The 26,849-nt window shown below is 69.3% G+C and carries 21 protein-coding genes and 2 pseudogenes; 13 read left to right on the forward strand and 10 right to left on the reverse strand.

The annotated features are described in order from the left end of the window. Positions 1-8: 8 nt before the first annotated feature. From OG210_RS32405 to OG210_RS32435, 7 genes are all read left to right on the forward strand, one after another. The gene (locus tag OG210_RS32405; protein WP_328323034.1) at positions 9-935 is read left to right on the forward strand and encodes an SCO3242 family prenyltransferase; all 927 of its coding nucleotides are present in this window, start codon (positions 9-11) and stop codon (positions 933-935) included. Further along, positions 932-1,831, forward strand: coding sequence for a sugar phosphate isomerase/epimerase family protein (locus OG210_RS32410; RefSeq protein WP_328323031.1), 900 nt, complete (start codon positions 932-934; stop codon positions 1,829-1,831). The genes OG210_RS32405 and OG210_RS32410 overlap by 4 nt, the downstream gene beginning before the upstream one ends. Continuing rightward, positions 1,828-2,520, forward strand: a complete 693-nt coding sequence (locus tag OG210_RS32415) for an EboA domain-containing protein (RefSeq protein WP_328323029.1) — start codon at positions 1,828-1,830, stop codon at positions 2,518-2,520. The genes OG210_RS32410 and OG210_RS32415 overlap by 4 nt, the downstream gene beginning before the upstream one ends. Then, the gene (locus OG210_RS32420) at positions 2,520-3,422 is read left to right on the forward strand and encodes a TatD family hydrolase (RefSeq protein WP_328323027.1); all 903 of its coding nucleotides are present in this window, start codon (positions 2,520-2,522) and stop codon (positions 3,420-3,422) included. The genes OG210_RS32415 and OG210_RS32420 overlap by 1 nt, the downstream gene beginning before the upstream one ends. Positions 3,423-3,424: 2 nt before the next feature. Then, positions 3,425-4,591 (forward strand): metabolite traffic protein EboE, encoded by a 1,167-nt coding sequence (eboE, locus tag OG210_RS32425; RefSeq protein ID WP_371540082.1) that lies wholly within the window; start codon positions 3,425-3,427, stop codon positions 4,589-4,591. Continuing rightward, a complete protein-coding gene (locus OG210_RS32430; RefSeq protein ID WP_328323023.1) occupies positions 4,588-5,985 on the forward strand; it encodes an alkaline phosphatase family protein in 1,398 nt (465 codons plus the stop codon). The genes eboE and OG210_RS32430 overlap by 4 nt, the downstream gene beginning before the upstream one ends. A 102-nt stretch (positions 5,986-6,087) precedes the next feature. Further along, on the forward strand, positions 6,088-7,095 hold the full coding sequence (locus tag OG210_RS32435) for a sugar phosphate isomerase/epimerase family protein (RefSeq protein ID WP_328323022.1): 1,008 nt from the start codon (positions 6,088-6,090) through the stop codon (positions 7,093-7,095). Between the two features lie 194 nt (positions 7,096-7,289). Here the strand turns inward: OG210_RS32435 and OG210_RS32440 are convergent, their stop codons facing one another. Then, complete coding sequence (locus OG210_RS32440) at positions 7,290-8,216, reverse strand: NADP-dependent oxidoreductase (RefSeq protein WP_328323020.1); 927 nt, start codon at positions 8,214-8,216, stop codon at positions 7,290-7,292. 154 nt (positions 8,217-8,370) lie between these two features. Between OG210_RS32440 and OG210_RS32445 the strand changes: the two genes are divergently transcribed. Both OG210_RS32445 and OG210_RS32450 read left to right on the forward strand, forming a co-directional pair. Further along, the gene (locus OG210_RS32445) at positions 8,371-9,057 is read left to right on the forward strand and encodes a TetR/AcrR family transcriptional regulator (protein WP_328323018.1); all 687 of its coding nucleotides are present in this window, start codon (positions 8,371-8,373) and stop codon (positions 9,055-9,057) included. Positions 9,058-9,203: 146 nt separating this feature from the next. After that, positions 9,204-9,656: a sortase domain-bontaining protein gene (locus tag OG210_RS32450; protein WP_371540085.1), complete on the forward strand. Its 453-nt coding sequence runs from the start codon at positions 9,204-9,206 to the stop codon at positions 9,654-9,656. Here the strand turns inward: OG210_RS32450 and OG210_RS32455 are convergent. Then, a complete protein-coding gene (locus tag OG210_RS32455; RefSeq protein WP_371540087.1) occupies positions 9,620-10,063 on the reverse strand; it encodes a MarR family winged helix-turn-helix transcriptional regulator in 444 nt (147 codons plus the stop codon). The two genes, OG210_RS32450 and OG210_RS32455, sit on opposite strands and share 37 nt — an antisense overlap. A gap of 191 nt (positions 10,064-10,254) precedes the next feature. Here OG210_RS32455 and OG210_RS32460 point away from each other — a divergent pair, with 191 nt between their 5' ends. Continuing rightward, positions 10,255-11,493, forward strand: a complete 1,239-nt coding sequence (locus OG210_RS32460) for an MFS transporter (RefSeq protein ID WP_328323012.1) — start codon at positions 10,255-10,257, stop codon at positions 11,491-11,493. Positions 11,494-12,089: 596 nt separating this feature from the next. On the opposite strand, the gene OG210_RS32465 is transcribed toward OG210_RS32460, so the two are convergent. The 5 genes from OG210_RS32465 to OG210_RS32485 form a co-directional block, all read right to left on the reverse strand. Continuing rightward, positions 12,090-12,836 (reverse strand): 2OG-Fe(II) oxygenase, encoded by a 747-nt coding sequence (locus tag OG210_RS32465; protein WP_328323009.1) that lies wholly within the window; start codon positions 12,834-12,836, stop codon positions 12,090-12,092. 157 nt (positions 12,837-12,993) lie between these two features. Continuing rightward, a complete protein-coding gene (locus tag OG210_RS32470; RefSeq protein WP_371540574.1) occupies positions 12,994-13,365 on the reverse strand; it encodes a tail fiber domain-containing protein in 372 nt (123 codons plus the stop codon). 11 nt (positions 13,366-13,376) lie between these two features. After that, positions 13,377-13,733, reverse strand: coding sequence for a hypothetical protein (locus OG210_RS32475; protein ID WP_371540090.1), 357 nt, complete (start codon positions 13,731-13,733; stop codon positions 13,377-13,379). An 837-nt stretch (positions 13,734-14,570) separates the two neighbouring features. Continuing rightward, positions 14,571-15,378, reverse strand: a protein-coding gene (locus OG210_RS32480) for an IS5 family transposase (RefSeq protein WP_371540091.1) whose coding sequence is annotated in 2 segments (ribosomal slippage) — positions 14,571-15,027 and positions 15,026-15,378 — 810 coding nt in all. Because the reading frame shifts where the segments join, the coding sequence is not laid out codon by codon here. Positions 15,379-16,137: 759 nt separating this feature from the next. Then, entirely contained in the window at positions 16,138-16,782 is a 645-nt protein-coding gene (locus OG210_RS32485; RefSeq protein WP_328323001.1) for a TetR family transcriptional regulator, read from the reverse strand. Between the two features lie 88 nt (positions 16,783-16,870). On the opposite strand from OG210_RS32485, the gene OG210_RS32490 reads away from it, so the two are divergent. Both OG210_RS32490 and OG210_RS32495 read left to right on the forward strand, forming a co-directional pair. Beyond that, on the forward strand, positions 16,871-17,554 hold the full coding sequence (locus OG210_RS32490) for a DUF2993 domain-containing protein (protein WP_371540093.1): 684 nt from the start codon (positions 16,871-16,873) through the stop codon (positions 17,552-17,554). Positions 17,555-17,637: 83 nt separating this feature from the next. After that, a complete protein-coding gene (locus tag OG210_RS32495; RefSeq protein WP_371540095.1) occupies positions 17,638-19,905 on the forward strand; it encodes an MMPL family transporter in 2,268 nt (755 codons plus the stop codon). Positions 19,906-20,154: 249 nt separating this feature from the next. Here OG210_RS32495 and OG210_RS32500 read toward each other — a convergent pair. From OG210_RS32500 to OG210_RS32510, 3 genes and pseudogenes are all read right to left on the reverse strand, one after another. Beyond that, positions 20,155-20,579: pseudogene (locus OG210_RS32500) on the reverse strand (transposase). A gap of 1,102 nt (positions 20,580-21,681) precedes the next feature. Next, positions 21,682-22,923, reverse strand: coding sequence for a peptidase S8 (locus OG210_RS32505; RefSeq protein ID WP_371540097.1), 1,242 nt, complete (start codon positions 22,921-22,923; stop codon positions 21,682-21,684). After that, positions 22,920-25,142, reverse strand: coding sequence for a hypothetical protein (locus OG210_RS32510; protein WP_328322993.1), 2,223 nt, complete (start codon positions 25,140-25,142; stop codon positions 22,920-22,922). Before OG210_RS32510 ends, OG210_RS32505 begins: the two co-directional genes overlap by 4 nt. Positions 25,143-25,473: 331 nt before the next feature. On the opposite strand from OG210_RS32510, the pseudogene OG210_RS32515 reads away from it, so the two are divergent. After that, positions 25,474-25,973: pseudogene (locus tag OG210_RS32515) on the forward strand (helicase); the annotation flags it as partial. Between the last annotated feature and the right edge of the window lie 876 nt (positions 25,974-26,849).

The following is a 26,849-nucleotide window of genomic DNA, read 5'->3' on the forward strand; positions in this document are numbered from 1 at the left end:
GGGCGGTTGTGTCCCTTCCGGCCGCGACGCCACTGCTGGGCGGACGCCTGCGGGACCTGGCCGAACTGGTGCGTGCCCCGGCCGCGTTCACCGTGCCGGGGGACGTCCTGGCCGGAGCGGCCGCCGCGCACCGTGTGCCGGACCTGCCCGTGGCTGGTCTGGCAGCCTCCTCGGTCTGCCTGTACTGGGCGGGGATGGCACTCAACGACTGGGCCGACCGCGACCTGGACGCGGTCGAACGCCCCGAGCGGCCGATCCCCTCGGGCCGTGTTGCCGCACCTGTCGCCCTGGGCACCGCGGCGGCCCTGACCGTGGCCGCGCTCGGTCTGGCCGCCGCCGACGGCCGTCGTGCGCTGACGGTCGCCGTCCCTCTCGCGGCGACCGTGTGGGGCTACGACCTGTGGGCCAAGTCCCGTCCGTGCGGCCCCGCCGTGATGGCAGCCGCCCGGGGACTCGACGTCCTGCTCGGTGCCGGCGCGGACCGGATCGGGCCCGCTCTCCCGGCGGCCGCCACCGTCGCCGGGCACACCTTCGCGGTGACCGTGCTCAGCCGCGCCGAGGTCACGGGCGCGCAGCGGTGGCTGCCCGCGGTGACACTCGCCGCTACAGGCGCCGTCACGGCCGCCACGGCGCTGCGCGCCGGCGCGGCCCGGCAGGGTACGGCCCGGCTGGGCATGGACCGGAAGGGCACGGCCCGGCTGGCCGTCGCGGGCGCCCTCACCGCATACGGTGCGTCGGTCGGCTGTGCCCAGGTGCAGGCCGTCGCCGATCCGTCGCCGGGAAGGGTCCGCAGGGCCGTAGGCGCGGGCATCCTCGGCCTGATCCCGCTGCAGGCCGCGCTCACCGCGGGCGCGGGCGCGGCCCGCTCCGCACTTCCGCTCGCCGCGGCCTTTCCGCTGGCCCGCGCCCTGTCCAGGCGGGTGTCCCCGACATGACCGAAACGCGCCATCGCGGCGACACGAGCGCCGAGCCTGTCCTGCGCTACGGGTTCGGCACCAACGGCTTCTCCAACCACCGCTTGGAGGACGCGCTCGCCGTCATCGCCGGACTCGGCTACGACGGCGTGGCACTCACCCTCGACCACCACCACCTCGATCCCTTCGCGCCCCGCCTGGCCGCGCGGACGGCGGCCCTCGCTCGGCGGTTGGAGTCTCTGGGGCTCAGCGTGGTGATCGAGACCGGAGCCCGTTACCTGCTCGATCCCTGGCACAAGCACGAGCCGACCCTGCTCGCGGCTGAGGGGCGGGAGCACAGGCTGGACTTCCTGCGCCGGGCGGTGGCAGTCGGCGCGGATCTGGGTGCTCAGGCCGTTTCTTTCTGGTCCGGTATCAAGCCGGCCGGGCTCGACTCGCGGGTGGCCTGGGACCGGCTGGCCGCCGGATGTGCCGAGATCGTCGAGGTGGCGGAGAGAGCGGGCGTCCCGCTCGGTTTCGAACCCGAACCGGGGATGCTCGTGGAGAGTATCGACGAGTACACCAGGCTGGCCGCGGTACTCGGCGACCCCGCATCCTTCGGTCTGACCCTCGACATCGGCCACTGCCGTTGCCTGGAGCCGTACCCGGTACCCGAGTGCGTGCGCCGGGCCGGGCAGCGGCTGGTGAACGTGCAGATCGATGACGCGTGCCGGGGCACTCACGAGCACTTGGAGTTCGGCACCGGCGAGATCGACTTCCCGCCTGTGCTCAGCGCCCTCGACGAGGTCGGCTACCGCGGGCTGGTCGCCGTCGAACTGCCCCGGCACAGCCACGACGCCCCGGGAGTGGCCCGCCGCTCCCTGGACTTCCTGCGGTCGTGCGACCCTGCCGTCCGCCGTGAGGAGGAGATGGCATGACACCCGACCACCTCAGAACCGCCTTGACCGACCGGATGACCGAGGAGGGCTGCACGTGGCTCGCCGGCGCGTGTGCCTCGGTAACCGCCGATGCCCACGTCGTCCACGGTCTGTTCCCGCTGGTCGGACGCCGGTGCGGGCGCGGCTGGCTGGATCCCGGCGATCCGCAGAGCTGGACGGTGGACGACGCGGCCCGCTCCCTGCTGCTGGCCGCGGTGTCGCTGACTGGTACCGGGTTGTTGGAGATGGTGGGGGAGTTGTACCGGACCGGTGACGCGGCTGAACGGCGCGGCGTGCTGCGCGCCCTGCCGCTGCTGCCGGTCGGCGAGGGCGCGCTGCCCTTGGTGCGTGACGCCCTGCGGACCAATGACACACGGCTGATCGCGGCCGCCCTCGGTGACTACGCGACCGACCACCTGGACGCGGAGACCTACCGCCATAGTGTCCTCAAGTGCGTCTTCACCGGCATCCCGCTGGCCGCGCTGCCGGGCCTGCCCGGCCGAGCCGACATCCAACTGGCACGCATGATGGCCGCGTACGCCCATGAGCGGACGGCCGCGGGGCGTGACGTGCCCACCGACATCCGGCCGATCCTCGCTCGCTTTCCGGATGTGCCGGTTCCCGGCCCCGGAGACCTTCAGGGTGTTCCTGCCGCGACGACCGACCGTCCCAGCGCCGGGGAGGCGTGATGCGTATTTTCGACCCGCACATTCACATGACCTCGCGAACCACCGATGACTACGAGGCGATGCACGCGGCCGGTGTCCGTGCTCTGGTGGAGCCGGCGTTCTGGGTCGGTCAGCCGCGTACTTCCGTGGGTAGTTTCCTGGACTACTTCGACTCCCTGATCGGCTGGGAGCCGTTCCGCGCTGCCCGGTTCGGTATCCGTCACCACTGCACCATCGCTCTCAATCCCAAGGAGGCCAATGACCCGCGCTGTGCGGAGGTGCTCCAGTACCTGCCGCGCTATCTGGCCAAGGACGGCGTGGTTGCCGTTGGTGAGATCGGTTACGACTCGATGACGCGCGAGGAGGACGAGGCGTTCGCTGCCCAGTTGGAGCTCGCGGTCATCCACGGTCTTCCGGCGCTGGTCCACACCCCGCACCGCGACAAGGCGGCGGGTGTCGAGCGCACCCTGGCTGTGGTCAAGGAATCGGGCATCGTCCCGGAGCGTGTTGTCGTCGATCATCTCAACGAGGTGACGGTGCGCCAAGTCGCCGACTCGGGCTGCTGGATGGGGTTCTCCATCTATCCCGATACGAAGATGGACGAGCGGCGCATGGTCGCTGTGCTGCGCGAGTTCGGCTCCGAGAGGATCCTCGTCAACTCGGCTGCGGACTGGGGCCGGAGCGACCCCCTGAAGACCCGGCTGACGGGGGAGGCCATGCTCGCTACCGGGTTCTCCGTCGACGATGTGGACCAGGTGCTGTGGCGCAACCCTGTCGCTTTCTACGGCCAGAGCGGCAAGCTGGAGCTGGAGGGCTCGGGCGCGCCCGGTTCGGACGCCACCTCCGATGGCACCTTCGAGGGGAACTTCGAGGGCACTTTCGAGGGGAACTCTGTGCTGCGCGGTGCTCGGACGGGGGCGTAGCGGTGCGTCTGATCCATCCCGACGGCACTGTCGTCCACCTTGCGTACTGCACCAACGTCCACCCCGCTGAGGATCTCGACGGAGTGCTCGCCCAGCTGGCCCGGTATGCCGAGCCGGTACGTGAGCGGCTGGATGTGCCTGTCCTGGGCCTGGGCCTGTGGCTGGCCCGTGATGCCGCAGCGGCCCTCGCCGCGGACGACGGCGCTGTCGGCAGGCTCCGCCGGGAGCTGACCGCCCGTGGCCTGGAGGTCGTCACCCTCAACGGCTTCCCCTACCGCGGCTTCCACGACCCTGTCGTCAAGCATGCCGTGTACCGGCCGGACTGGACCACGTCCGACCGGTTGCACTACACCCTGGACCTTGCCCGCGTGCTCGCGGTCCTGCTTCCCGAGGATGCCGTGTACGGCAGTGTGTCCACTGTGCCGCTGGCCTGGCGGACCCCGTGGACGGCCGCCCAGGCGGACGACGCCGCCCGCACGCTCGACACGCTGGCCGACGGCCTGGCCGCCCTCACCGCCGGGACCGGGCGCACGATCAAGGTCGGACTGGAACCCGAGCCGGGCTGCGTCGTCGAAACCACCGCACAGGCCGCCTCGCACCTCGCCCGCGTGGACACCAGCCGTATCGGCGTCTGCCTGGACGCCTGCCATCTGGCCGTCGGCTTCGAGGAGCCGGCCGCCGCACTTGCCCGCCTGGACGCGGTGGGACTGGAGGTGGTCAAGACGCAGGCGTCGTGTGCCCTGCAGGCCCGCGATCCGTCCGATCCGGCGACGCGTCAGGCACTGGCCGCCTTCGCCGAGCCGCGCTTCCTGCACCAGGTCCGTGAGCGCGGCGCCCCGCCCCGGGCCGTGGACGATCTGGACGCCGCCCTCGCCGGCGCTCTGCCCGGTCGTGATCCCTGGCGAGTCCACTTCCACGCGCCCCTGCACGCCGACCCGGAGCCCCCGCTGACCACGACGCGCCCCGAGCTGGAGGTCACTCTCGCCGCTCTGTTCGGCACGGACACCGCCCGTACCGCCCACGTGGAGACCGAGACCTACACCTGGGGTGTGCTCCCCGAGGAGCGCCGACCGCAGGGCCCCACGGCGCTCGCCGACGGCATCGCCGCCGAACTGGCCTTCACCCGCGACCACTTGATCTCTCTCGGCCTGAAGGAGGTCACCTCGTGAGCCCCGTGCCTCTGCTCGTTCTCGACGTGGTCGGACTCACCCCCCGGCTGCTCGCCCACATGCCCCGGCTGCGCGCCCTGGGCGAGGCGGGTTTCACCTCACGCCTGGACACCGCGTTCCCCGCCGTCACCTGCACCGTGCAGTCCACCCTGCTCACCGGACAGCCCGCCGGCGGCCACGGCATCGTGGGTAACGGCTGGTACTTCCGCGAGCTCGGCGAGGTGCTGCTGTGGCGGCAGCACAACGCGCTCGTGGGAGGAGACAAGCTGTGGGACGCGGCACGGCGCGCCCACCCCGGCTACCGGGTAGCGAACATCTGCTGGTGGTACGCCATGGGCGCCGACGTCGACCTCACCGTCACCCCGAGGCCGGTCTACTACTCGGACGGCCGCAAGGAGCCCGACTGCTACACCTGCCCCCCGCAGCTGCACGACGAACTCACCGCCAAACTCGGCACCTTCCCGCTGTTCACCTACTGGGGTCCGACCGCCTCCATCGCGTCCTCCCGCTGGATCGTCGACGCCGCCCGGCACATCCTCGCCACCGAGGCCCCCGACCTCAGCCTCGTCTACGTGCCCCACCTCGACTACGACCTCCAGCGCTACGGCCCCGACGACCCCCGCGCCGCCGCGGCGGCGGCCGACGTCGACCGGATCCTCGCCCCACTGCTCGACGACGCCGCCGCGCGCTCGGTCACCGTGGTCGCCCTCTCCGAGTACGGCATCACCAATGTCTCCCGGGCGGTGGACATCAACCGGGTACTGCGCCGGGCCGGGCTGCTGGACGTCTATACCCAGGACGGCATGGAATACCTCGACCCGTGGACGTCGGCCGCGTTCGCAGTCGCCGATCACCAGGTCGCCCACGTCTACATCGCCGACCCGGCCGACACTGAGCGCGTGCGCGAACTGCTCGCGGGCACCGAGGGTGTGGCCGAAGTGCTGACCGAGGAGGGCAAGAAGGCGTACGGCATCGACCACCCGCGCGCGGGGGATCTTGTCGCTGTCGCCGAACCCGACTCGTGGTTCACGTACTACTACTGGCTCGACGACGACCGGGCGCCGGACTTCGCCCGGCTGGTCGAGATCCACCGCAAGCCGGGTTATGACCCCGCCGAGCTCTTCATGGACCCGAAGGACCCCAAGGTCAAACTGCGGGCCGCTGCGGCGCTCGCTCGCAAGAAGCTCGGCCTGCGCTACCGCATGAGCGTCGTCCCTCTCGACCCGTCCCCGGTGCGCGGCAGCCACGGCCGCCTGCCCGGCCACCCCGACGACGGCCCCGTCCTCCTGTGTTCCCGGCCCGACGAGGCACGCGGCCACTACGACGCGACCGAGGTCAAGGACCTGCTCCTGCGCCTGGCCGGCCTCGTATCAAGTACCTCCTCGGCCCCCTGACCCTGGAGACCGTCCCTCCCCTGCCCCCAGGCCCTGAGGACCGCCCCTTCTCGACCGTCCTTTTCTCGACTGTCCCGGACGACGTACCAACCGGAGGAATCGATGCCACGCCCGATCACCCTGTTCACCGGCCAGTGGGCCGACCTGCCGTTCGAGGAGGTATGCCGGCTGGCGGCCAAGTGGGGGTACGACGGGTTGGAGATCGCCTGCTGGGGCGACCACTTCGAGGTCGACAAGGCCCTGGCAGACGACGACTACATCCCGCGCCGCCGCGCCCTGCTGGAGAAGTACAACCTGCGCTGCTGGACTCTCTCGTGCCACCTGACGGGCCAGGCCGTCTGCGACCACCCCATCGACGAGCGCCACCGCGGCATCCTCCCGGCACGCATCTGGGGCGACGGCGAGCCCGAAGGCGTCCGCAGGCGCGCTGCGCAGGAGGTCAAGGACACGGCGCGCGCCGCCGCCCTGTTCGGGGTGAAGACCGTCGTCGGCTTCACCGGGTCCTCGATCTGGCACACGGTGGCGATGTTCCCGCCGGTCCCCCCGGAGATGATCGAACGCGGCTACGCGGACTTCGCCGAGCGGTGGAACCCCATCCTCGACGTCTTCGACGAGGTCGGCGTGCGCTTCGCCCACGAGGTCCACCCCTCCGAGATCGCCTACGACTACTGGACGACGGTGCGCACCTTGGAGGCGATCGGCCACCGGGAAGCGTTCGGACTCAACTTCGACCCCTCGCACTTCGTCTGGCAGGACCTGGACCCGGTCGGCTTCCTGTGGGACTTCAAGGACCGTATCTACCATGTGGACTGCAAGGAGTCGGTCAAGCAGTTCAACGGGCGCAATGGCCGCCTCGGTTCCCACCTGCCGTGGGCGGACCCCCGCCGCGGCTGGGATTTCGTCTCCACCGGACACGGGGACGTCCCCTGGGAGGCGTGCTTCCGGATGCTCAACTCGATCGGATACGACGGACCCATCTCGGTGGAGTGGGAGGACGCCGGCATGGACCGCCTGGTCGGCGCCCCCGACGCTCTGCAGTTCATGCGCCGGCTCACCGCGATAGAGCCGTCGGCCCAGTCCTTCGACTCGGCGTTCACCTCGGGCGACTGACGCCTCCACAAACGGTGGCCCAACCGTCCGGTCATCGGCCGGCGGTTGGGCCACCGGCTTTGCGGAGCTTCAGCCCCTGCGGGCAAGCCGTCTCCCGTGACCGTGTCCGGCCTCAGCCGGGGCGGACTGTTTCCGCCTGTGCGGCCACCGTTGGCGTTGCGGGTCGCCGGCTGGGGGCCGGATCGTGCGCTGTGTCAGGGCACGGTGATGACGATTTTGCCGCGTGCGTGTCCGGTGGCGCTGGTGTCGTGTGCTGCGGCGGTCTCCTTCAGCGGGAACACGGCGTGCAGCGGGATGGTGAGGCGGCCGTGGTCGGCGAGGTCGGCCGCCAGCGGCAGTCCTGCCCAGCCCGGCGAGTGTCCTGCTTCGGAGCGGGAGAACCGTACTCCGTGTCGGCCGGCGTCGAAGTCGGCGATGGTTACCACGCGTTGCGGGTCGCCGGCGATGGCCACCAGATCGGCGAGCGAGCCCTTGCCTGCCGCGTCCAGAACGACGTCGACACCGTGTGGAGCCAGTGGGGCAAGGCGATCGGCCAGTCCTGTCCCGTAGGTGACCGGTATGACGCCGAGCTGGCCGAGGAAGCCGTGGTTGCCTTCGCTCGCGGTGCCGATCACAGCGAGGCCGCGGGCGCGGGCGAGTTGCGCGGTGATGGTGCCGACGCCTCCGGCGGCACCATCGATCAGCAAGGTCATGCCCTCGGCGGCTTCCAGGGCGTCCAGTACGCGCGTGGCCGTGTCGATGTTGCCGGCGGCGCCCCCCGCTTCCTCGAAAGACCACGATGGAGGCTTGGGCGCCCACGCCTCCAGCACGGCGTACTGGGCTGCGGCGCCTCCCTGATCCGCGAAGGGGACGAGGCCGAAGACCTCTGCTCCCAGGGCGGTTCCGGTCACCCCTTCTCCCACCTCGTCGACGATTCCGGCGGCATCCATGCCGGGGATATGGGGGAAGCTCACGGTGGCGATGTCCCGCAGCATCCCTGAACGCAGGTACCAGTCAGCAGGGGTGACGCCGGTGGCACGCACCGCGATGCGGACCTGACCGGGCCCGGCGTGCGGCTCTTCGACCTCCTCGACTGCGAGGACCTCGGAACTGCCATAGCGGTGGTATTGCACAGCAAACACGGACAACCTCCGGACACAGGGGGCACGTTGTTCAGCAGGAGAGCTCGTAGCCGCTCACCCCTGCGGCACAGAGCCGACCGCGGGGCACCGCGGCACCAGGCCACGCTAACCCGCTAAACGAACAACCCCTTCCATTTGTGATTAAGTGAGAGACATGCCTGCTCAACCGTCTCGGAAGCCCCCCTCCACCACCTCGGGCACCCCTGCCCCTGCCCCGGAGCAGCGAGCCGACGCCCGGCACAACCGCTCCCGGCTCCTCCAGGCCGCCCGTGAGGCGTACGCCCTCAACGGCACCGACGTACCTTCCAGCGCCATCGCCCGCAGAGCCGGCGTGGGTGCGGCCACCCTCTACCGGCACTTCCCGACGCGTGGCTCGCTGATCGCCGCGGCGTTCTCCGAACAGCTCACCCAGTGTGTTGCGGCCCTCGATGAAGCCCTTCAGGACGACGATCCCTGGCGCGGTCTTCGTACTGTCCTCACCAAGGTGTGCCGGATGCAGGCCCAGGACCGCGGGTTCAGCGCCGCGTTCCTCTCCCAGTTCCCTGACGCCCCCGACGTGCATCGGCAACGGGCACGCGCCGAAGAAGGCATCGCTCAGCTGGTACAGCGCGCGAAGGACACCGGGCAACTGCGCAAGGATTTCGACCCCAGCGACGTCACCCTCCTGCTCCTGGCCAACAACGGCGTCCTGCGGGAGTCACCGGCAGCCTCCACGGCCGCATCCCACCGCCTGCTCGCCTACTTCCTCCAGTCCTGCCTGCCGACGGACGGCCCACCCCTGCCCCAGCCCGCGCAACTCCGCCTCGACGACCTTTACAAGCCACCACACCGAACCGTGTGACCGGCCCCGCCCGCCCTGGCTCGGCACCATCCTCTCCGTGCGCCTGGAACGGGCCGAGGGGGCCTGCGTCTGGCCACACTGCGGGCGGCTCAGGAATAGAAGCGGCGTCATGGGGACGCCTCCGATGGACAAGCCGATGGGGGCCAGTGGTACGGGGCCCCACTCCTGGCAAGAAGGGTGCTGCCGCCACTGCCGGCCACATGGACACACCGGACACCGGGGAGGCGGTCCTCTGCAACGTCAGGAACCTCAAGAAGGACCAGGGGGTCAAGGTCCACCGCGAGGACGGAACGACCGCGGACTTCGCGGTCGACTCGGTCGACACGTTCCAGAGGGACAAGTTCCCGACAGGCAGGGTCTACAAGAACAACGGCAAGTCCGAGCTCCACCTGATCACCTGCGGCGGCGAGTTCACCAAGGACCGCCGGACTCCAACGTCGTCGTCTTCGCCGACCTCAAGGGAAAGACCAGGGCATAGGCGCCGGGCGCTGCTCCGCCGTGATCTCTGCCAACTCTGGCGCAGCAGCCCGGCCCGCTCGGCCCTGGGCCCCGGGTATCTGGCTCAGGCCGGGTCTTCCAGGGCTTTGATGAGGAGATGAGACAGACGGCGGAACTCCTCGGTGTTGGCCCTGCCGAACTTCTCCAGTACGGGAGCCAGTCGGGTCTCAATCTGGATGAAGGTCTCATCGATCACCTTGTGTCCCTTTGCCGTGAGATGGTTGTCCATCACCCGGCCCCGGGCCGGGGAGCGCTCCACCAGTCCCTCCTCCTGCAGGGTCTGGACGAGACGGTTGACGGCCTGCGGCGTGTGGACCGCGGCGCGCGCGAGTTCTGAAGCGGAGGCGCCGGGTGTCCGCTTCAGCTCCCTCAGCACCGTCCACTGCCCGAGGGTGAGCCCCAGAGGGTGGATGACCTGCTCGATCCGGTCGGCGAAGTGGTGCCGAATGATCCTGGACAGTGCACCGATTTCGATCCCCTGAGGCAGCGGGTCGCCCGAGTTCTTCATGTTTGACAGTGTACTTGTCGCGTTCTATATTGAACCGAAGTTCAATATAGAATCCTGATTCTAAATCGGTCGGCTGCTCGCTCGAGCGATCGAGGTGTCCGTTTCAAGCCAGGAAACAGGTCCTGGGCCGGCCGATCTGCGGAGTCGACTCGGCTTTCGCCCCTCCCCACGTCCGTATCCGGAGACAGACCATGCCCGTGCCCATAGCCGCCCGTGCCACACCGGAGTCACACGCACGACAGAAAGCCCTGCCCGGCTGGCTGGTCGTACTCCTGGCCACTTCCTGCGGGCTGACCGCGGCCAACCTCTACTACGCCCAGCCGCTCCTGGAGATGCTGCGCCGGACCTTCCAGCTCCAGGACTCGACCGCTGGCCTGCTGATCACCCTGACCCAGCTCGGCTACGCCGCCGGCATGGTGTTCCTGGTCCCCCTCGGCGACCGCATCGAGAACTCCCGTCTGGTCTCCGTCCTGCTCACCGTCACGGCCCTGGCCATGGCCGCCGGCGGCCTCGCCCCCACCTTCACCGTCCTGCTCATCGCCGCGCTCGTCGCGGGCGCCACCTCCGTCGTCGCACAGGTCCTCGTCCCCTACGCCGCCGACCTCGCCCCCGATCACCTGCGCGGTGCCGTGGTGGGCAAGGTCATGAGCGGACTGCTCGCCGGGATCCTGCTCTCCCGCACCGTCGGCAGCCTGCTCGCGGACGTCGCAGGCTGGCGCACCGTCTACCTGGTCTCCGCCGCCCTGATGGCGGTCCTGGCCCTTGTCCTGCGCCGCGCACTGCCCCACCGGGCCCCCACCAGTACCGATTCCTACACCGCGCTGCTGCGTTCGATGGCCCGCCTGATCCGCAGGCACCCGCAGCTGCGCCGCCGGTCCTTCTACCACGCCTGCATGTTCGCCGCCTTCAGTGCGTTCTGGACGACCATCTCCTACGTCCTGACCGCCGCGCCGTATCACTACTCCCAGCTCCAGGTCGGCCTGTTCGCTTTCGTCGGCGCCGCCGGCGCACTCGTCGCCCCTCTCGCGGGCCGCCTCGCCGACCGAGGGCTCGCCCACCGGCTCACCCCCGTGACCTGCCTGCTCGCCTCCGCCACCCTCATCTGGGCCGGCCTGGCCGCCCACCAGATCCTCGTCCTCGCCGCCGCCGCAGTCCTCCTGGACTGCGCCGTGCAGTGCTCCCTGATCTTCGGACAGCACACCATCTACCAACTTGACGCAGACGCCCGCGCCCGGATCACCAGCGTCTACATCGCCACCTTCTTCATCGGCGGCGCCTTTGGCTCCCAACTCGGCACCTTTGCCTACCACTTGGGTAACTGGCATGCGGTCACCCTCACCGCGGCAGCCTTCCCCGTCATCGCCGCGCTCGCCTGGACCACCGACCGCACCCACACCAGCAGGAAGCGCCGGGCGGCAGGCACCACATGAAGCCTGCTCCGCCTGCCCTCGCCATCTTCCTGCCCTCGCCATCTTCGAGGCCGACTGCGTAGCCATCAATCTCTCGGTCGACACCGAGGCTCCCGAAGGCGTCCCACGCCGTGCGCCGCAGGAGATGACCCTCAGCTGCCGGACAGTTCACACCAGCCGCACCCAGGCCGAGAACTTCATCGGCGCCTGACCCAGCACCCCTACGACGACCACCTGCTCACTCTCCAACCGGCCGTTGCTGCTTGCTGTGGGGGAGTGGCCTGGCTGGCCTGGTGGCAGGTCCGGGGTAGGGCCGGGAGCTGGTGCGGGGCGGCCAAGCAATCCGTGTTCACGGAAACCGGAATGGCCTCCTGGATAGTGCTACGACTCTACGGGCGGCCACCGACAGCGAGAGCTGCACATCTCGGCGTGATCACGACGGAGCGGCCGGGAAGCGGGCACGACGCGGTCCGATTGTCCCGTGGCACTGAACCTTGACTGATTGACACCGAACGTTGACCGACCGGGCCAACGGGCCGGACGCTCGAGTCCTGGGAGCTCACGTGCCCTCGCCTCGAACGAGCCTGACTGGCGGAACGCGTCCCCGCCAACCGGACTCAGGGACGGGTGTGCGTCTCACAGGCTCGCGTCATTTCCGCGGTTCGCGGGGTCGGGCTGCACAGCCAGCCGTTGATGGCGAAACGGCTGTCCGCGTGCTGCTTGCTCGGGCAGTTGACCGGCCGTACCTCATGCCAGGCAGTGGGGAGGAAGAACACGATGCTGTCGTGCTCGGGCTCCCAGTCCCGCCAGGTGCGCTCCTGCCATCTCCCGGCTGTCTCGGTGTGCAGTGGTAGAGCCGCGTCGAACACACGCAGCTCGCCCCCATCGAAAGGCCGGGGTCTGCGATGCAGGTAGTACACGAATGTAAGCAGGCGCCGGGGGGCGAACTCGGTGCTGGTGTCCTGGTGCGGCCGATAGAAGTCGCCGTCGTTGTGCGCGTTGAGGCTGTAGCTGGGTTCGGTGTTCTGGCAGGAGACTCCGAGAGTGTGCTCGACCGCCTCCAGCACCTCGTCGATGGCTGCCATCAGCTCAGGTGCGGCGAAGTCATGGCGCGAGCGGGACCGGCGAAAGTCGGGGACCACCTCTCGGTCGCGGATCGTGGAGGGCTTCAGCGTGTTGCCGGCGGAGGTGATGGCGCGCTCCAGTAAGGCACTGGCCGTCTGCTCACCCAGGAACTGGGTGATGCGGCAGACCGTCACCGGAAGCCGCCAGACCGCGTCTGTACACACCGGTGGCCGCAGATCCATCGCATCGGGTGATCCTGTCGCGATGTCGTGTCGTGCCGAGGTGTCCTGCCTTGTCATGGTGTTTTTCCTTCTGGAGCACGATGAGTGTTGCGCAGGGGCCGGCTCCCGCAGCCTTCTGAGGGAAGAGATGTCGGCCATGGCCGCGTTCGGGGAGGGCGGTGACTGGCCTTCGCCGACCTTGTGCTGGAACGTCACAACAGGCTGTCTGGCGTCGTCATGCGGCCCCGGGCGTGTTCGCGCTCGCGGCTTCTCGCAGACGTTCCACTTCGGCCGTGAGCTCTTCCACGCGGCGGTGCAGTGCCTGGATGCACACCAGGGCGACGCCGAGGCTGTCGACGACGGGGATGGTGGTGTCGTCCTGGTTGAGGCCGAAGGCGACGTGCCAGTCCTGGGCCATCGGCCCCAGGTGGCGGACGCTTTCGGGCTCCCAGAGGTAGCGCCAGGTACTGATGGGCAGCGCGGCCACGGTTTCCAGGACCGCGTGGCCGTTGACCGGGCCGACGGGCGCCACGCCGCTGCTCTCCCGCGCCGCGGCTCGAAGCCGGGCCGGAGCGTCGCGGTCAGCCGCCGGGAGCCGCCGAGGCATGATCCGCACCGCTACCGGCTCCAGTCGACCGGGACCACGTCTTGCTTGAGCGCACGATCGCTGCAGACAGAGCATGGGTTGCCCGGGAGGCCGGGGCCCTGGTCAGTGCCGATCGTGATCGCTCCGTGGGCCCCGGCCGGGGCGTGAACGCCGTCGCCGACCATTGCGGCTTCGTAGCCGCCCAGCAGTTCCTGGAGGGTTCCGGGGCCCAGATTTTCCGGAGCAGCGATCGCAGCGATGCCGTCATAGTCCGTGTAGGCCGTCCCCAGCGTCCTGCCGCCCATGGTGGCGAACACGATCTTCGCGCCGCGAATGGGCTCCCCGGTCACGGCGTCGGACGCCATCGCGTTGATGTTCTCCAATTGCATCTGGGTGACATTCAGGCTGGCTTGGCTGGCCGTGAGCCTGGTCGGCTTCAGGGTGGGGCATTCCGCCCCGCTGCACGACGGCGTCTCTGTGGTGGCAGCGGACGCGGGGGCGCCACTTCCTACTCCGAGCGCAGCCATAGCCACGGTCAGTGCCGAGACAGCCAAACGTCTCGAAGACCTCATGTCCCACTCCCATGTGTCAACGACGGATGCCGCCTCATCCGGACGGCACGCCTACTGTAGGGGCGCCCTTCCGGCGATATGGGTGAAGATCGGAGATGCCTTCTATCGAGTGAACTGTCCGGCGAGCGGGCTGACTTGATCAGTCAAGGTTCGATGGCACGAACTGGGCAGTGGTCAATCTTCAGTGGCAATCGGTCAAGATTCAGTGGCATGTGTCCCGTGACAGCGATCCTTGAGTGCGTGCCATCGATGTGTGAGTGGTGCAAGAGGAGACCGGGTGATCAGGCCTGGGGCGTGGCGAGGCGCGCTAGGACGATTATGGCGGCGTCGTCGTTCCGGTGTCCGCCGACCTGGTGCAGCAGGTCGCGCCGGAGGCGGCCGAGAGGGTGTTCTGGCGGAACGGGTGGGGTGGGGTGATGGCTTGGCGGTGTTTCGGGAGTGGGTTGGGGTGGGGGTTTGGGCGTAGTTGTGCGAGGACTTGTTGGGGGATTTCTGGAGAGGGGGTTTGCTGGAGCTGGGTGATGCTGCGGTCGATGGCTCGCACGTCCGGGCGCTCAACCGGGGGGGGGCACCGGGCTTTCGTCGGTCGATTGTGCCCGGCCGGGGAGTAGGCACTACGTCGTCGTGGGCCGGCACGGGCCCTTACTGATCGTTTCAGAATGAGGTTCTGAGTCGTCTCAAGCAGATGATGCTGCAGGCGAGTTGGAGGAGTCCCAGGTGGAGGTCGGCGCGTATCTCGTAGCGGATGCGGAGCCGTTTGAACTGGTGGAGCCAGGCAAAGGTCCGCTCGACAACCCACCGGGTCTTGCCCAGGCCGGAACCATGCGGGGCTCCACGGCGGGCGATCTTGGGTGTGATGCCGCGAGCTCGGATGAGACGGCGGTACTTGTCGTAGTCGTAGCCGCGGTCGGCGAACAGCCGCCGGGGCCGGTGCCGTGGCCGGCCGCGCAGACCACGGATGCGGGGCATCGCGTCCAGCAGGGGTATGAGCTGAGTGACGTCGTGACGGTTTCCGCTGGTCAGAGAGACAGCGAGCGGAGTTCCGTTCCGGTCGACGATGAGGTGGTGCTTGCTGCCCGGCCGCGCTCGGTCAACCGGCGAAGGTCCGGTGTGAGCCCCCTTTGAGGGCCCTGACGTGCGAGGCATCGATCGCCGCGTCGTCCATCTCCAGCAGTCCCTCTCTACGAAGTTCTGCCAGCAGGACTTCGTGCAGGCGGGGCCACACTCCGGCCTCGGTCCAGTCCCGCAGACGACGCCAGGCCGTCACCCCACTGCACCCGACCAACTCAGCGGGGACGTCTCGCCAGCTCACACTCTTGCGCAGCACGTAAACGATCCCACGCAGAGCAGCACGGTCATCGGCAGGCAACCGCCCCGGGTAGCGGTGCCGACGCGGCGCACGAACCGGCAGCAGCGGAGACACACGTTCCCACAGGTCATCAGACACAAGATCAGCAGACACCCAACAGATCCTGCCGACACATCACCCAACTGCCAAAGGACACATGAAACTTCATTCTGAAACGATCAGTTAGTCACTCGCTGTTTCTCTGGCCGGTGGAGACCGTCATGCTGTCACCCAGCTCATGCCGTTGTTGGGTGGGGTCGCTCGTGTCCGCGGCCGGTGCGGGCGGCCCGTCGCCGGCTCGGGTGGCTGTTGCCGAGTGTGGTTGCGATTGCGACAAGTGCCGGCGCTTCGTCCGGGCTCGGGGGATCATCTTCAAGATCGCTCGATGTGGTGCTCTGCACGGCTCTGGCCTGGGCAGGGCCTGCTGGGTGGTGGAGGGGGCGTTTGTCTGGCTCCACCGGTTCAAGCGATTCCGTATCCGCTATGAGATACGCGCCGACCTATGCCTTGCATTACTCCAACTCGTCTGCAGCGTCATCTGCTTGAGATGACTCAGAACCTCATTCTGAAATGATCTGATCGGTAGCAGGACGAGGCCGGTGGGCGGAGGTGGTGCGGGGGATGTATGGGTGGTGGGCCCGTGGTCCAGGGCGAAGACCGGCTCGGCTTCCCCTTCTTCACCCGCGAGTCCTCCAGTGCGATGTGCGGCGAACTGCGTCACGAGCTGCTGGGTCGTCAGATGCTGTGTCGAGCACGCCGCTGCGCGCTGCCAGGCCCATCAGGGGCGCGGCTTGCGGTAAGACGCCGGCTGGGTCCAGAGGCCGAGCCGGCCTCGGCAGGGCAGGGTGTCAGTCAGCAGGGCGGGACGACCCGTCACGCTCCGCCGCTGGGCAGAACGGCGAATGCCTCGCGCAGTAGCTGTGCGAAGTCCTCGGCCGAGCCCGGCGGGCCCTCGGCCGGCGCGTCGTGGCGGGTGGCGAAGGCGATCAGGGCGCCCCGTACGGCGGCGACCGAGGCGCGGGCCAGGACCGAGGCGTGAAGGGCGCGGGTGTGGGCCGGTGCGTCCGGTGACCGGCGGGTGAGGCGGTCGGCGAGTGCTTCGGTGATGCCGTCCTCGAAGGCGGCCAGCACGCCGGTGCGCCGTGCGCCGGTGGCCAGAGCGCGGGGTGGTGCGCCGACGAAGAGGATGCCGAGGCCGCCGTCAAGGCCCTCGACGGCAGCGAGCAGGCCGTTGAGGACGGCGGTATATGGCGGTTCGCTCGCTGGGCGGCCGGCGATTTCCTTCCCGAGCAGCGGTACGAAGTCGAGGATCTCGGCGAAGACCAGATCCTCTTTCGAAGGGAAGTAGCGGAAGAAGGTGCGTTCGGTCACGCCGGCCGCCGCAGCGATGTCCTTGACTGTCGTCTCCTGGTAACCGCGCTCCGCGAACATGCGGGTGGCCGCCCGCAGCAAACTCCCGCGCGTGGCGGCCTTCTTCCGGTCCCGCCTGCCCATCTCCTGCACGTTCAGCTCCTCCACGCGTCAATCCTGACACGCCCGCGATCCGGGCTCGGCGGCTGCATGCGGGAAAAGTGTCAGCTATGACAGTTTGTGTATCGTGTCAGTTATGACATTTTCTGGTGGGCTGGTCTCCGTGCTGCGCTCGCGTCGCCGCACTGCGGCCGCCGGGGCCGTCGCCCCCGCCCTCGCCGCTACGGCGGAATCGCTGGTCCGGGGCCGGGTCGCCGACCGGATCGCGACCGTGGCCGGCGAGCGCCCCGGAATCGCGCCGGACGTCGGGGTGGGTGCTACACCCGCGCTGTGGCAACTGGCGCGCGGCGCTTTCACGGACGTCGAGCTGACGGCGGACGGGGTGTCCGTCCGGCACCTGACCGGGCTCGGCATCGACGCCCATCTCCGTCAGCTGCGCCGGAGCGGGAGGGATTGCACGGTGGGTTCGTCCAGCGTGACGGTCGACATCGGTACCGCCTCCCTGGCCGGCGCCGACGCGAGCCGTCCGAACAGCGTGGTGGCCCCCGATCCCGCGCACGGACGGCTGGTCGTGCACATCGGCCCTGCCGGCGCCGTGGCCGTCCCCGTCACGCCTGTCCTGGCCGGCCGGACGATCCACGTCACAGCCGGACGGGCCACGTTCGCCGGCAGCCCCCTCCCCGATGCCCTGGCGGAGCGGATCACGCGCACCGCCGGCCTGACCGACCTCCCGCTGGAACTCCAACCGCGTCGGCTCACGGTCACCGACAACAGCCTCCGGCTCGCCCTGAGCGGAGGCCACGCCGCCTTCCGCACCTGACTCCGCTCCGCCGGCCCCGTACGCGAATTCTTCCCGGACGTGCCGCTCACCCCTGCAAACCCCTTCCAAGGAGCACGTTTCCCATGGCCTCCCTTCTCTACCGGCTCGGCCGCGGCGCCTTCCGTCATCGCCGGGCGGTGCTGGCCGCCTGGCTGCTGGTGCTGACCGCGGTGGTCACCTGTGTGGTCACCTTCGGCGGCACGACCGATGACGAGTTCAGCGTCCCGGGCTCACCTGCCCAGACCGCGATGGACACCCTCAAACAAGAACTGCCGTCGGCGGCCGGCACCAGCGCCCAGATCGTCTTCGTCGCCCCCGAGGGCCACCAGATCACCGAGCCGCAGTACGCCAAGGCGGTCGGCGCCACCATGGCGGAGGCCGACAAGGCCCCCCAGGTCGTCGGCGTCACCGACCCCGTGCAGAGCAAGGTCATATCGCCTGACCACAGCACCGGGCTCGGCCAGGTCCGCTATCAGGTCACCCGGGCTGAGCTGCACGACGACAGCCTCACCTCGCTGGAGAAGACCACCCAGCCGGCGAAGGACGCCGGGCTCACGGTCGAGGTCGGCGGATCCGCGTACGGCAGCAGCCACAGCACCGGGCACACCAAGGAACTCATGGGCGTGGCCGTCGCTCTGGTCGTGCTTACCGTCACGTTCGGCTCGCTGTTCGCGGCCAGCATGCCGCTGCTGACGGCGATCGCGGGCGTCGCCATCACCCTGCTGGGCCTGTCGGCGCTCACCGGCGTGCTGACCATCTCCAGCACCGCCCCGTCCCTGGCCTCGATGCTGGGACTCGCGGTCGGCATCGACTACGCCCTGTTCATCCTCTCCCGCCACCGCTCCCAGCTCGCCACCGGCATGGACACCGAGGAGTCCACCGCCCGCGCCACCGCCACCGCGGGCAGCGCGGTCGTCTTCGCCGGCCTGACGGTGATCATCGCGCTGTGCGGGCTGGCCGTCGTCCACATCCCCTTCCTGACTGTGATGGGTCTGGGCGGAGCCGCTGCCGTCCTCATCGCCGTGGGCGTCTCCACCACGCTCCTGCCGGCCCTGATGGGCTTCGCCGGCGAACGGCTGCGGCCCGGGCCGGGCTCGCGCGCCGCCCGCCGCGAGCGGGCCGCCCACGAGAGCGGGCACGGCGGACGCAGGACCATGGGCGAACGCTGGGGCAGGATCGCCATCCGCCGCCCCCTGCTCACCCTGCTGGCCGTCCTCATCGGCCTGCTCGCCATCGCGGTCCCGGCCAGGGACCTCCAACTGGCCCTGCCCGACAACGGCTCCGCCCCCACAGGCAGCAGCCAGCGGCAGACGTACGACACCATCGCCGACAAGTTCGGGCCCGGATTCAACGGACCGCTGCTCCTCCACGCCGACACCTCCCACGCCACGGACCCGCAGGCGGCCACCGCCACGCTCGTCAAGGACCTGAAGGCCGCCGACGGCGTCGCCGCGGTCGGCAAGCCGCAGGTCATCAACCACGGGGACGCGGCCGTCATCCAGGTGGTCCCGAAGACCGGGCCCTCGGACCAGAAGACGAAGGACCTCGTACAGCACATCCGCGACGAGGCGCCGACCTGGCAGAAGCAGACACGGGCCGAGGTCTCGGTGACCGGTACGACCGCTGTGAACATCGACGTCTCGGACCGGTTGGCGAGCTCTCTGATCCCCTTCGCGTTCGTTGTCGTCGGCCTGTCGCTGCTGCTGTTGCTCCTGGTTTTCCGCTCGGTGATCATCCCGTTGAAGGCCAGTCTGGGCTTCCTGCTGTCGGTGGCCGCCACCTTCGGCGCGGTCGTGGCCGTGTTCCAGTGGGGCTGGCTCGCGAGCGCGCTCGGCGTCGCCGAGACCGGTCCGGTGGTCAGCATCCTGCCCATCCTGGTGATGGCAGTGCTGTTCGGACTCGCCATGGACTACGAGGTATTCATGGTCAGCCGCATGCGCGAGGCGCACGTCCAGGGCGCCGCGCCACGGGAAGCCGTCCTGGCCGGTTCGCGCCATGCCTCCCGCGTGGTCACCGCCGCCGCCCTCATCATGTTCGCGGTGTTCGCGAGCTTCATCCCCGGCGGCAGCACGATGCTGAAGCCGATCGCCTTCGCCCTCGCCGTGGGGGTCTGCATCGACGCCTTCCTCGTCCGGATGACGCTTGTCCCCGCCGTCCTCGCGCTCGTCGGCCGAGCGGGCTGGTGGCTTCCGAAGTGGCTGGACCGGCTGATGCCCGACCTCGACATCGAGGGCGAACGGCTCGCGGCGGATCGGCAGAAAGACGGCCCGGAAGGTCACGGCCCGACCCCGCCCGTCGCGGTCGGCGGGGCTTTGCAGGAGAACCCGCCCCGACAGGGCGCCCCGCACTGAAGGCAACGGCTGCGTCGAAGGCGTTCCGACAGGCCGTCAGGTCGGCCGGGTGAGTGAGGCTCTGTGCTGTCAGCTGCTGCTCCCGCCCAGCGCGGAGCTGGACGGGAGCGGGGAGCCCCCGGTTGCTCTTACGGCGCACCGAGGGAGGCGTCAGCGGGGGAATTACGGCTGTCGGAGTAGGAAACCAACGGCGCAGTTGATGCGCTTCCCATGCTTCGGCGGTCGCCAGCCCTGGCGATAGGCCAGGGCCTACTCCTTGAGCGAGGGTGTCGGCCGTCGCATGACACGGTCGGAGCGCATCCGTCCCGGCACCTCGACCGGGAGGCCGTCGAGAAGGTGGGCCATGCGAAGGGCGTCGTAGCCGGCGTCGAAGACGATGAGGATGTCGCGGTCGCCGAAGTGCCAGCGGCCCATCTCGATCAGGTCCGTGATCACACGGCGGAGTTGGATGGCGGTGACCTCGGCGACGTCGTCCTCGGGCCCGAGGCGCACGGCGTCCAGGAGCCGGCACAGGACGTCCGGCCCGATTCGAGGGCGGCGACGAACGAGTACGGCCAGCCGGGGATGAACTGGTCCGAGGACCGTCCGCTGCGGCCGTCATGGCAGAACAGGCGGTCCGCGCTGGTCGGCGCGTCGGGGCGGAGCCAGTTGCTGACGTCGACCGGCAGGACCAGGCGCCCGTCGGCCCTGCGGCATCGGCAGACCGGCCAGCACCTGCCGCAGCCGGGGCACGTCCACGTTCCCGCTGTTCAACGCCTCGTACATCGCGCCGTGCCCACGCCGGTGCTCGCCACTAGCGTCAGATCCACCGGCGAGGTCACCGGACCGTCCGCACACAGCAACGCGTCCGTGAGGTCGAACAGTTCGTCCCCTTGCGTGGTCAGGTAGTTGAATGAGTCGTCGTGGAAGCGTGACGCTTGTGCGAATGCTTCCCCGGGACCGGTATCAGGTAGCAGATTCATTTCATGGCCTTCGTCTCGATCGGTGCACCTTGGGCGGAGTACATGATCAAGCGGAGGCCGTGTTCATGCCCGGGGATTCCCGCATGAGTGGTCACGTTCGGAGTTTTGTTCGGAGTCGGTAAGAAGAGCCCACAGCCGTGGGCTGGCTGAACTTGGTGTTCAGCCACCCACCCGGCCGACCAGTGGAGGGCCAACGGATGTCGGGCAGCTCCGTTCCAGCCCGCCGCTCAGCCGAGCTGGTAATCGCCTTGACGGGGCAGCAGGCGTTGTCGTCGGCCTGGCCGGAGCCGAGGAAGCAGCTTCCGTCGAGGGCGACCCGGCTGGATCCGTTCAAGTCGCTGATCGGCCAGACGCTGCGGGCGGACCTGGACGCCCCGTGCCCCCGGCGCTTCACGAGCCGTTGACGTTCGCTGTTGGGAGGCGCGGTAGCGCTGTTCACCCTCGGGGCGCTCCTTGTGTCCATCGTGGCTTTCGTGGGCAGGGCCCGCCGGTGACTGCCTGGCCCCAGATGTTCCCGGGCCGGTCCTTGGGTCACAGGACTTCCACCCCGAGGGCCTGCCTGGCCGTGGTGGCCCGGCACGCCGCCGGACGCCGCTGTACATCTCCAAAATGACGTACAGCGGTGAGGGCTGAAACTCCGGTGTTGAGCGGGACTTCCTCAATTGGGGAAGCCCTTCGGCTTCCGACGGCAGGCGCTGGTGCCAGGGGTGGTCTGGCTTTTGTCCTGTCGAGCGGGCCGTCGACTTCAGCTTTCTGGTTTTCTTTGATGCTTGGCCCGCCGCACACGCGGTGCGTCACTCGACGCGAAGCGCGGTCAGAATGCCGACAGACCGGCAGGTGTGCCGAGCCCCGTGGGGCCGTCGTAGCCCGGTTGGCCGGTGCACTGGTAGTCGCCGCCGCAGTCGGTCACGAGCACGTTGCTCCCACCGACGACATCGTTCAGGCCGGCGGAGTGCGTGTAGAGGTAAGACGCGTCGGGAAAGTGTTCGGGATGGCCGGCCAGCCCGATGATTCCGGCGACAAGGGGGGCCGAGGCGCTGGTGCCGCTTCCCACGCCCCAGCCGTCCTCGCTGTCGTAGACGGCGACACCGGTGTCCGGGTCGGCGACTGCGGCGACGTCCGCGACCATACGGCCGGGGCAGTTCGCGTCGTGTTGCCAGGCCGGCTTGTCGACCCACGCCGAACACCCGCTGCCCGCGCCTCCCTTCTGCGAGTTCCACACTGTCTCGTTCCAGCCGCGCGCGTTGTCGGTCCGCTTCAGCGTCGTGCCGCCGACGGAGACCACGGAGTCCAGATCGGCGGGGAAGCTCGGCAGGCCGTAGCCGCTGTCACCGCTGGCGACGGTGATCGCCACGCCCGGGTGGGAGTAGGCCGAGGCGTAATTCATCAAGGAGCCCGATTCCGTGTCGCCGTAGCTGTTGGAGATCTCGGTCGCGCCGAGCCGGGCCGCGGTGTTCTCCGCGGCGGCGAAGTCGGCGAACTCGGTGTCGTCGCTCTCCACCAGGAGGATGTGGCACTGCGGGCACGCGGCGGAGACCATGGCCAGGTCGAGCGCGGTCTCGCCTTCCCAGCCCATGTCTTCGGGCAGCGGGCCGGCTGCGCCTTCCTGGTTCACCTTGCTGAAGCAGCCGTTCGCGGTCGTGCAGGCGGGGAGGCCGTAGGTCGTGCGGTAGACGGCAAGATCGGCTTCCGCGGTGGCGTCGTCACCGGCATCGACCACGGCGACCGTCTGTCCCGTGCCGCCCGTGTCCGGTAGGTCGTAGGCGGCGCGCAGATCGGCCGGGCCGTAACCCGCGGGCAGCGCGTCGGCGCTTCGCACGCCGCGAACGCCGCCCGGGTCGGTGCGTATCTGCGCGTAGCACCGGGCATGGCCGGGCGCGGCTGCCGGACACACGTCATGCACCGCTGACAGACCCGCTGATGCCTGCGGGCCGGGGCCGGCCCCTGCCATCCGCGTCGTGGCGGAGGCAGGCGTGGCGGAGGCGGGTACGGCGGTGGCGAGCGTCGCGGCCAGGATGGCCCCCAGCCCAGTGCCGACGCGGAGAAGTCTTCTCACTGGGCGCTCCCGATGCGGTAGGCGTTGGTGACGGTCTGGCTCAGCGTGTTACCGGCGGCGTCGGCGGCGGTGACCCGGATCGTCGGCAGAACACCGCTAATGGCGGGGGAGTTGGGCCAGGACGCGACGTAGTCACCGGCCGCTCCGGTGAGCCTTGCCTGCTGCCAGGTCTTTCCCCCGTCGTACGAGACGTCCACGGTCGCCGCGGTGACCGGGCTGTCGGAGCCGGCACCGTTCACGGCCAGGTGATCGACCGTCAAGTGCAGCTGCTGCCGGGGCGTCGTGCTGGTGTCCGACAGGTCAAGACCAGCCAGGTCGTAGTGCGCGCCCAGCATCGGAAGCACCTGGCAGGGCACGGTCTCCGACCCGCCGTCGCAGTCGGACGCGCCGGCGCTCGGGGCGTCGGGCGTGTACTTCATCGTGAGATCGGTGTGGCTCGTGGTGCCGAGGCTCGAACCGCCCACGTCCAGGTCCGCGACCGCGCGGTAGGTGGCCGGGGTCAGCGGCTGCCCGGTGGTCGTCAGTGGCTGAGTAGAGGTGGTCTCGCCTATTTGGGTGCCGTCGCGGTACGCGGTGAGGTGGTACGAGGCCGGCATGCCGAACAGGAGGACACCCGAGTGCCCCGGGCCGCTGTCACCGAGAGACTCCAGACCGATGTTCAGCGTTCCGCCGGCGGTGCACATCGCACAGGCCCGGCCGTTCCACACCACGGTCGAGGTCGGGGCGACCGGCCCCTTGCCCCAGTCCTCGGTGTAGGCGCGCCCTGCGACGTACTGGTCGGCCGGACTCGTGAAGGTGACGTGGTCGGGCGTGGTCATCTCCTCCGACCAGGTGCCTTCCCCGGTGGAGAGGACGTAGTCGGTGAGTACCGTGCCGAACGTCGCCGGCCTGAAGGTGAGGGAGGGGCCGAACCCCGGATCGGTCAGTACGGCCGTCATGTTCCCGCTTGCCGAAGTGTGTCCGGCAGACTTGTACAACCGGTTGCGCACAGTGGCCAGTTGGGCGGGCCTCGCCTGGTAGGACTCGTTCGCCGGCACCTTGTCCTTCGACACGAACGCCAGGTCGTACCCGTAGTCCGTGGCGGAGCCGCTCCACACCACCATGTTGTTCAGAGTGCCGGTGGCGGGCGTGTCAACCGCGTTGACGTAGAGCGGAGTCGTTCCGCTGACATCGGCGGAGAACGTCATGGTGGCGCCGGTCGCGTCGGTGCGCAGCACCTCGTCGGACAGCGAGTTCTGGGTGGCCGGCCTCGGGGTCCCCACGGTGATCCGTTCGGACGCGGTGGCCTCGCTGACGTTGAACGCGGTCACGCCGCCCGTGCCGGACGGCACGGTCAGGTCGTCCATCACGACCTGCCTGGTCGCTGTGGTGTTCCCGGCGGCGTCCTCGTCCTGGAACGAGGCGATCAGCATGTAGTGGCCTGCGGGTGCCTGGATGCGGGCGACGCCGTCGGAGAGGGGCACCTGGTCGGCCCGTAGCCGGTCGAAGGAGTCGGTGTTGACGAGGGTGACGAGCGCGTTCGAGGCGGGGGCGCCGGTCAGGTCGGTGATGTTCAGCTGCACGGGGCTCAACGCGTACCGCGCCGACGTCGGCACCTGTGCCGACGCACCGGCCAGCGTCATGCTGGTCAGTCCACGCGGCAGCGGGTCGGTCGCGTCCGTCGCGTTGCGCTGCCGCAGCGCCGTGCCGAACGCCGTGGCCGACTTCGAAGTCAGGTAGCCGGTCGCGGTGTTGCCGCTGACCGATGTCAGGGTGACGCCCGCAGGTGCGGTGGGCTTCTGGCCCGCCGCAAAGGAGAGGCGAACCGGAATCCGGCCGGTGTCGCTGTACGCGCGCAGTGCCGAGACGTCGAACAGCGACATGTCGAGGCCATGCCCGAGGAAGGGCACGGCCGTCGCGGGGATCACCTCCACGTCGCCGTCGGGCCGGCGTATCTCGCGGAAGCCGGCGTTGCGGCTCCCACCGACCGGGGTGTAGGTGATCCTGCCTTTGACCGACGTCACCATGACCCGGTCACCGGTGACCAGGGCGAGGGCGGCGGGTGCGGTCGTACTGGTCTTGGTCGGAACGGTGTTGGTGGTACCGGTGTTGGTGGTACGGGACTCGGTGGTGCCGGTGGACCCGCTGGTGCCGGCCTCGGTCGTGGTCGCCGATGCCGTACCGGCCACGGCGACCACGGCTACAGCTGAGGCCAGGGTGAGTAGTTGCTTGAGCAGCATGCGTTCTCCGCACTTCTACGGCCCGTGACGGTGCATGATGGCCCCTGGCGGCCTATGAGGGCTCGTCATGGGTCGCCATGGTTCGTCGCGGGATACGGAATGCCCCGGCGCGACCGGCTGTCTGCCCATGCGGGCCGCGCCGAGGGCGAATGCGCTCAGCGTCGTCGTTTCATGTGATCGGCCTTGGGTCGGATGATCACCAATGCGTAACGGTGGAAGGGCTGTTGGCGTTTCCCGCCGCACGGCGGACGGGTCGGGCGGGCCCCGCGCCACGCGGAATGGGCTACCCGCCCGCGACCAGGCGAAACGGGCCGGGTCGTGCGGGCGGTACGGCCGCCACGTCCCGCCGGACCGCGTCTGGTCAGCGTGGCTGTGCGGCGACCACCTCGTGACCGAGCGGCGCGAGGTCCTGTGCCAGTTCGCCAACGGCATCGACGTCACGAACCGGCGCGTACACCGGGCGCTCCTCCCGTCCGTGCGCGTATTCGGTGAGGGCGTGGACATCAACGACGAGCGAGGTGTGGAGGCGATCTGCTTCGCGGACACCCGCGGCTCCCAGGTGGAGATCGTGCAGAACATCGGCCGCGCGCTCCGGCTCAACAAGGCGGCAGCACGAAGGTCGCCCGCATCCTCGTGCCGGTCTTCCTCCACCCCGGCGAGGACCCGCAGGACATGGTCGCCTCCGCCAGCTTCCGCCCCCTCGTGGCCGTGCTCCAGGGCCTGCGCTCGCATGATGAGCGCCTGGTCGAGCAGCTGGCCTCCCGCGCGCTCACGAGCGGCAAGCGCAAGGTCCAGGTCCGGCGTGACGAAGAGGGGCGGATCGTCGGGGCCAGCTGCGCGGGCCCGCGGTGAGGTCGGGATGGGACAGAGGGAGCCAGTTCAGACAGGGCCGCGGCGGTGTTCTCGTCCGGCCGGGCTCCGGGGCGTTCAGCCGGAATCCGGCGCTGGCTGGCTTCGTTCACTCTCGCCCTGGTCTTCAACCTGTCCCACACCGCCGCGAGCCGTTACGCGGCTATCGCCCAAAGCTGCTCGACGACCAGCCTGATGGCGCTCTTTGCTCTGCTCTGACCCCTTCTCGGATCAGTCGGATGCCTGTAGCTCAGCGCTTCCCAGCATGTTGGCGAGGGAAGTGCCCGTTCGTGCTGCTGCGATTCGGCGGGCGCGCAGCTGAGCTCGGGTGCGGGGGCGGAACTTGGGTTCCTTGCCGCAGCCGCACGGTTCGCGGCCCTCGTAACGCAGTCCCGCGTTGAGAACCGCGGCCACGACACTCCACGCCTTGGTGTCCCGACGCCGTGGTGCCGCGAAGTCATGGCCGGCACAAACCATCGGCTCTGAGCATCGAGGGCATCGGTGCTCGCCGGGACCGGGATGCTGCTTGAACGCTACGTGGCAGAGCACGCACGCGTAATGCAGCTTGTAGGGCTTCTCGGCGTAGTAGCACACGAGGTGAACGTACCCGGCAGCGCGGCGGCTGGCGAGATGATTTTCATGGCCCGGTCATGACTGCGTGAGGATTCGGTTTCGGAGATCGGCATCAGACGAGCAGACCGCCGAGAGCGCATAGGTATCCTGCCAATTGAGAGGCGACGAACCCACCGCACTTTCGACCCTGCCTGCCGAATACCCCGCAGTTCCGAGTGACCACATGGATCCCGCTGCTGGAGATCGACCGCCGTTGCGAGGACGCGCACGGCCTGGCTGCCAAGC

The sequence above is a fragment of the Streptomyces sp. NBC_00466 genome, assembly GCF_041433995.1.
Taxonomy (GTDB): domain Bacteria; phylum Actinomycetota; class Actinomycetes; order Streptomycetales; family Streptomycetaceae; genus Streptomyces.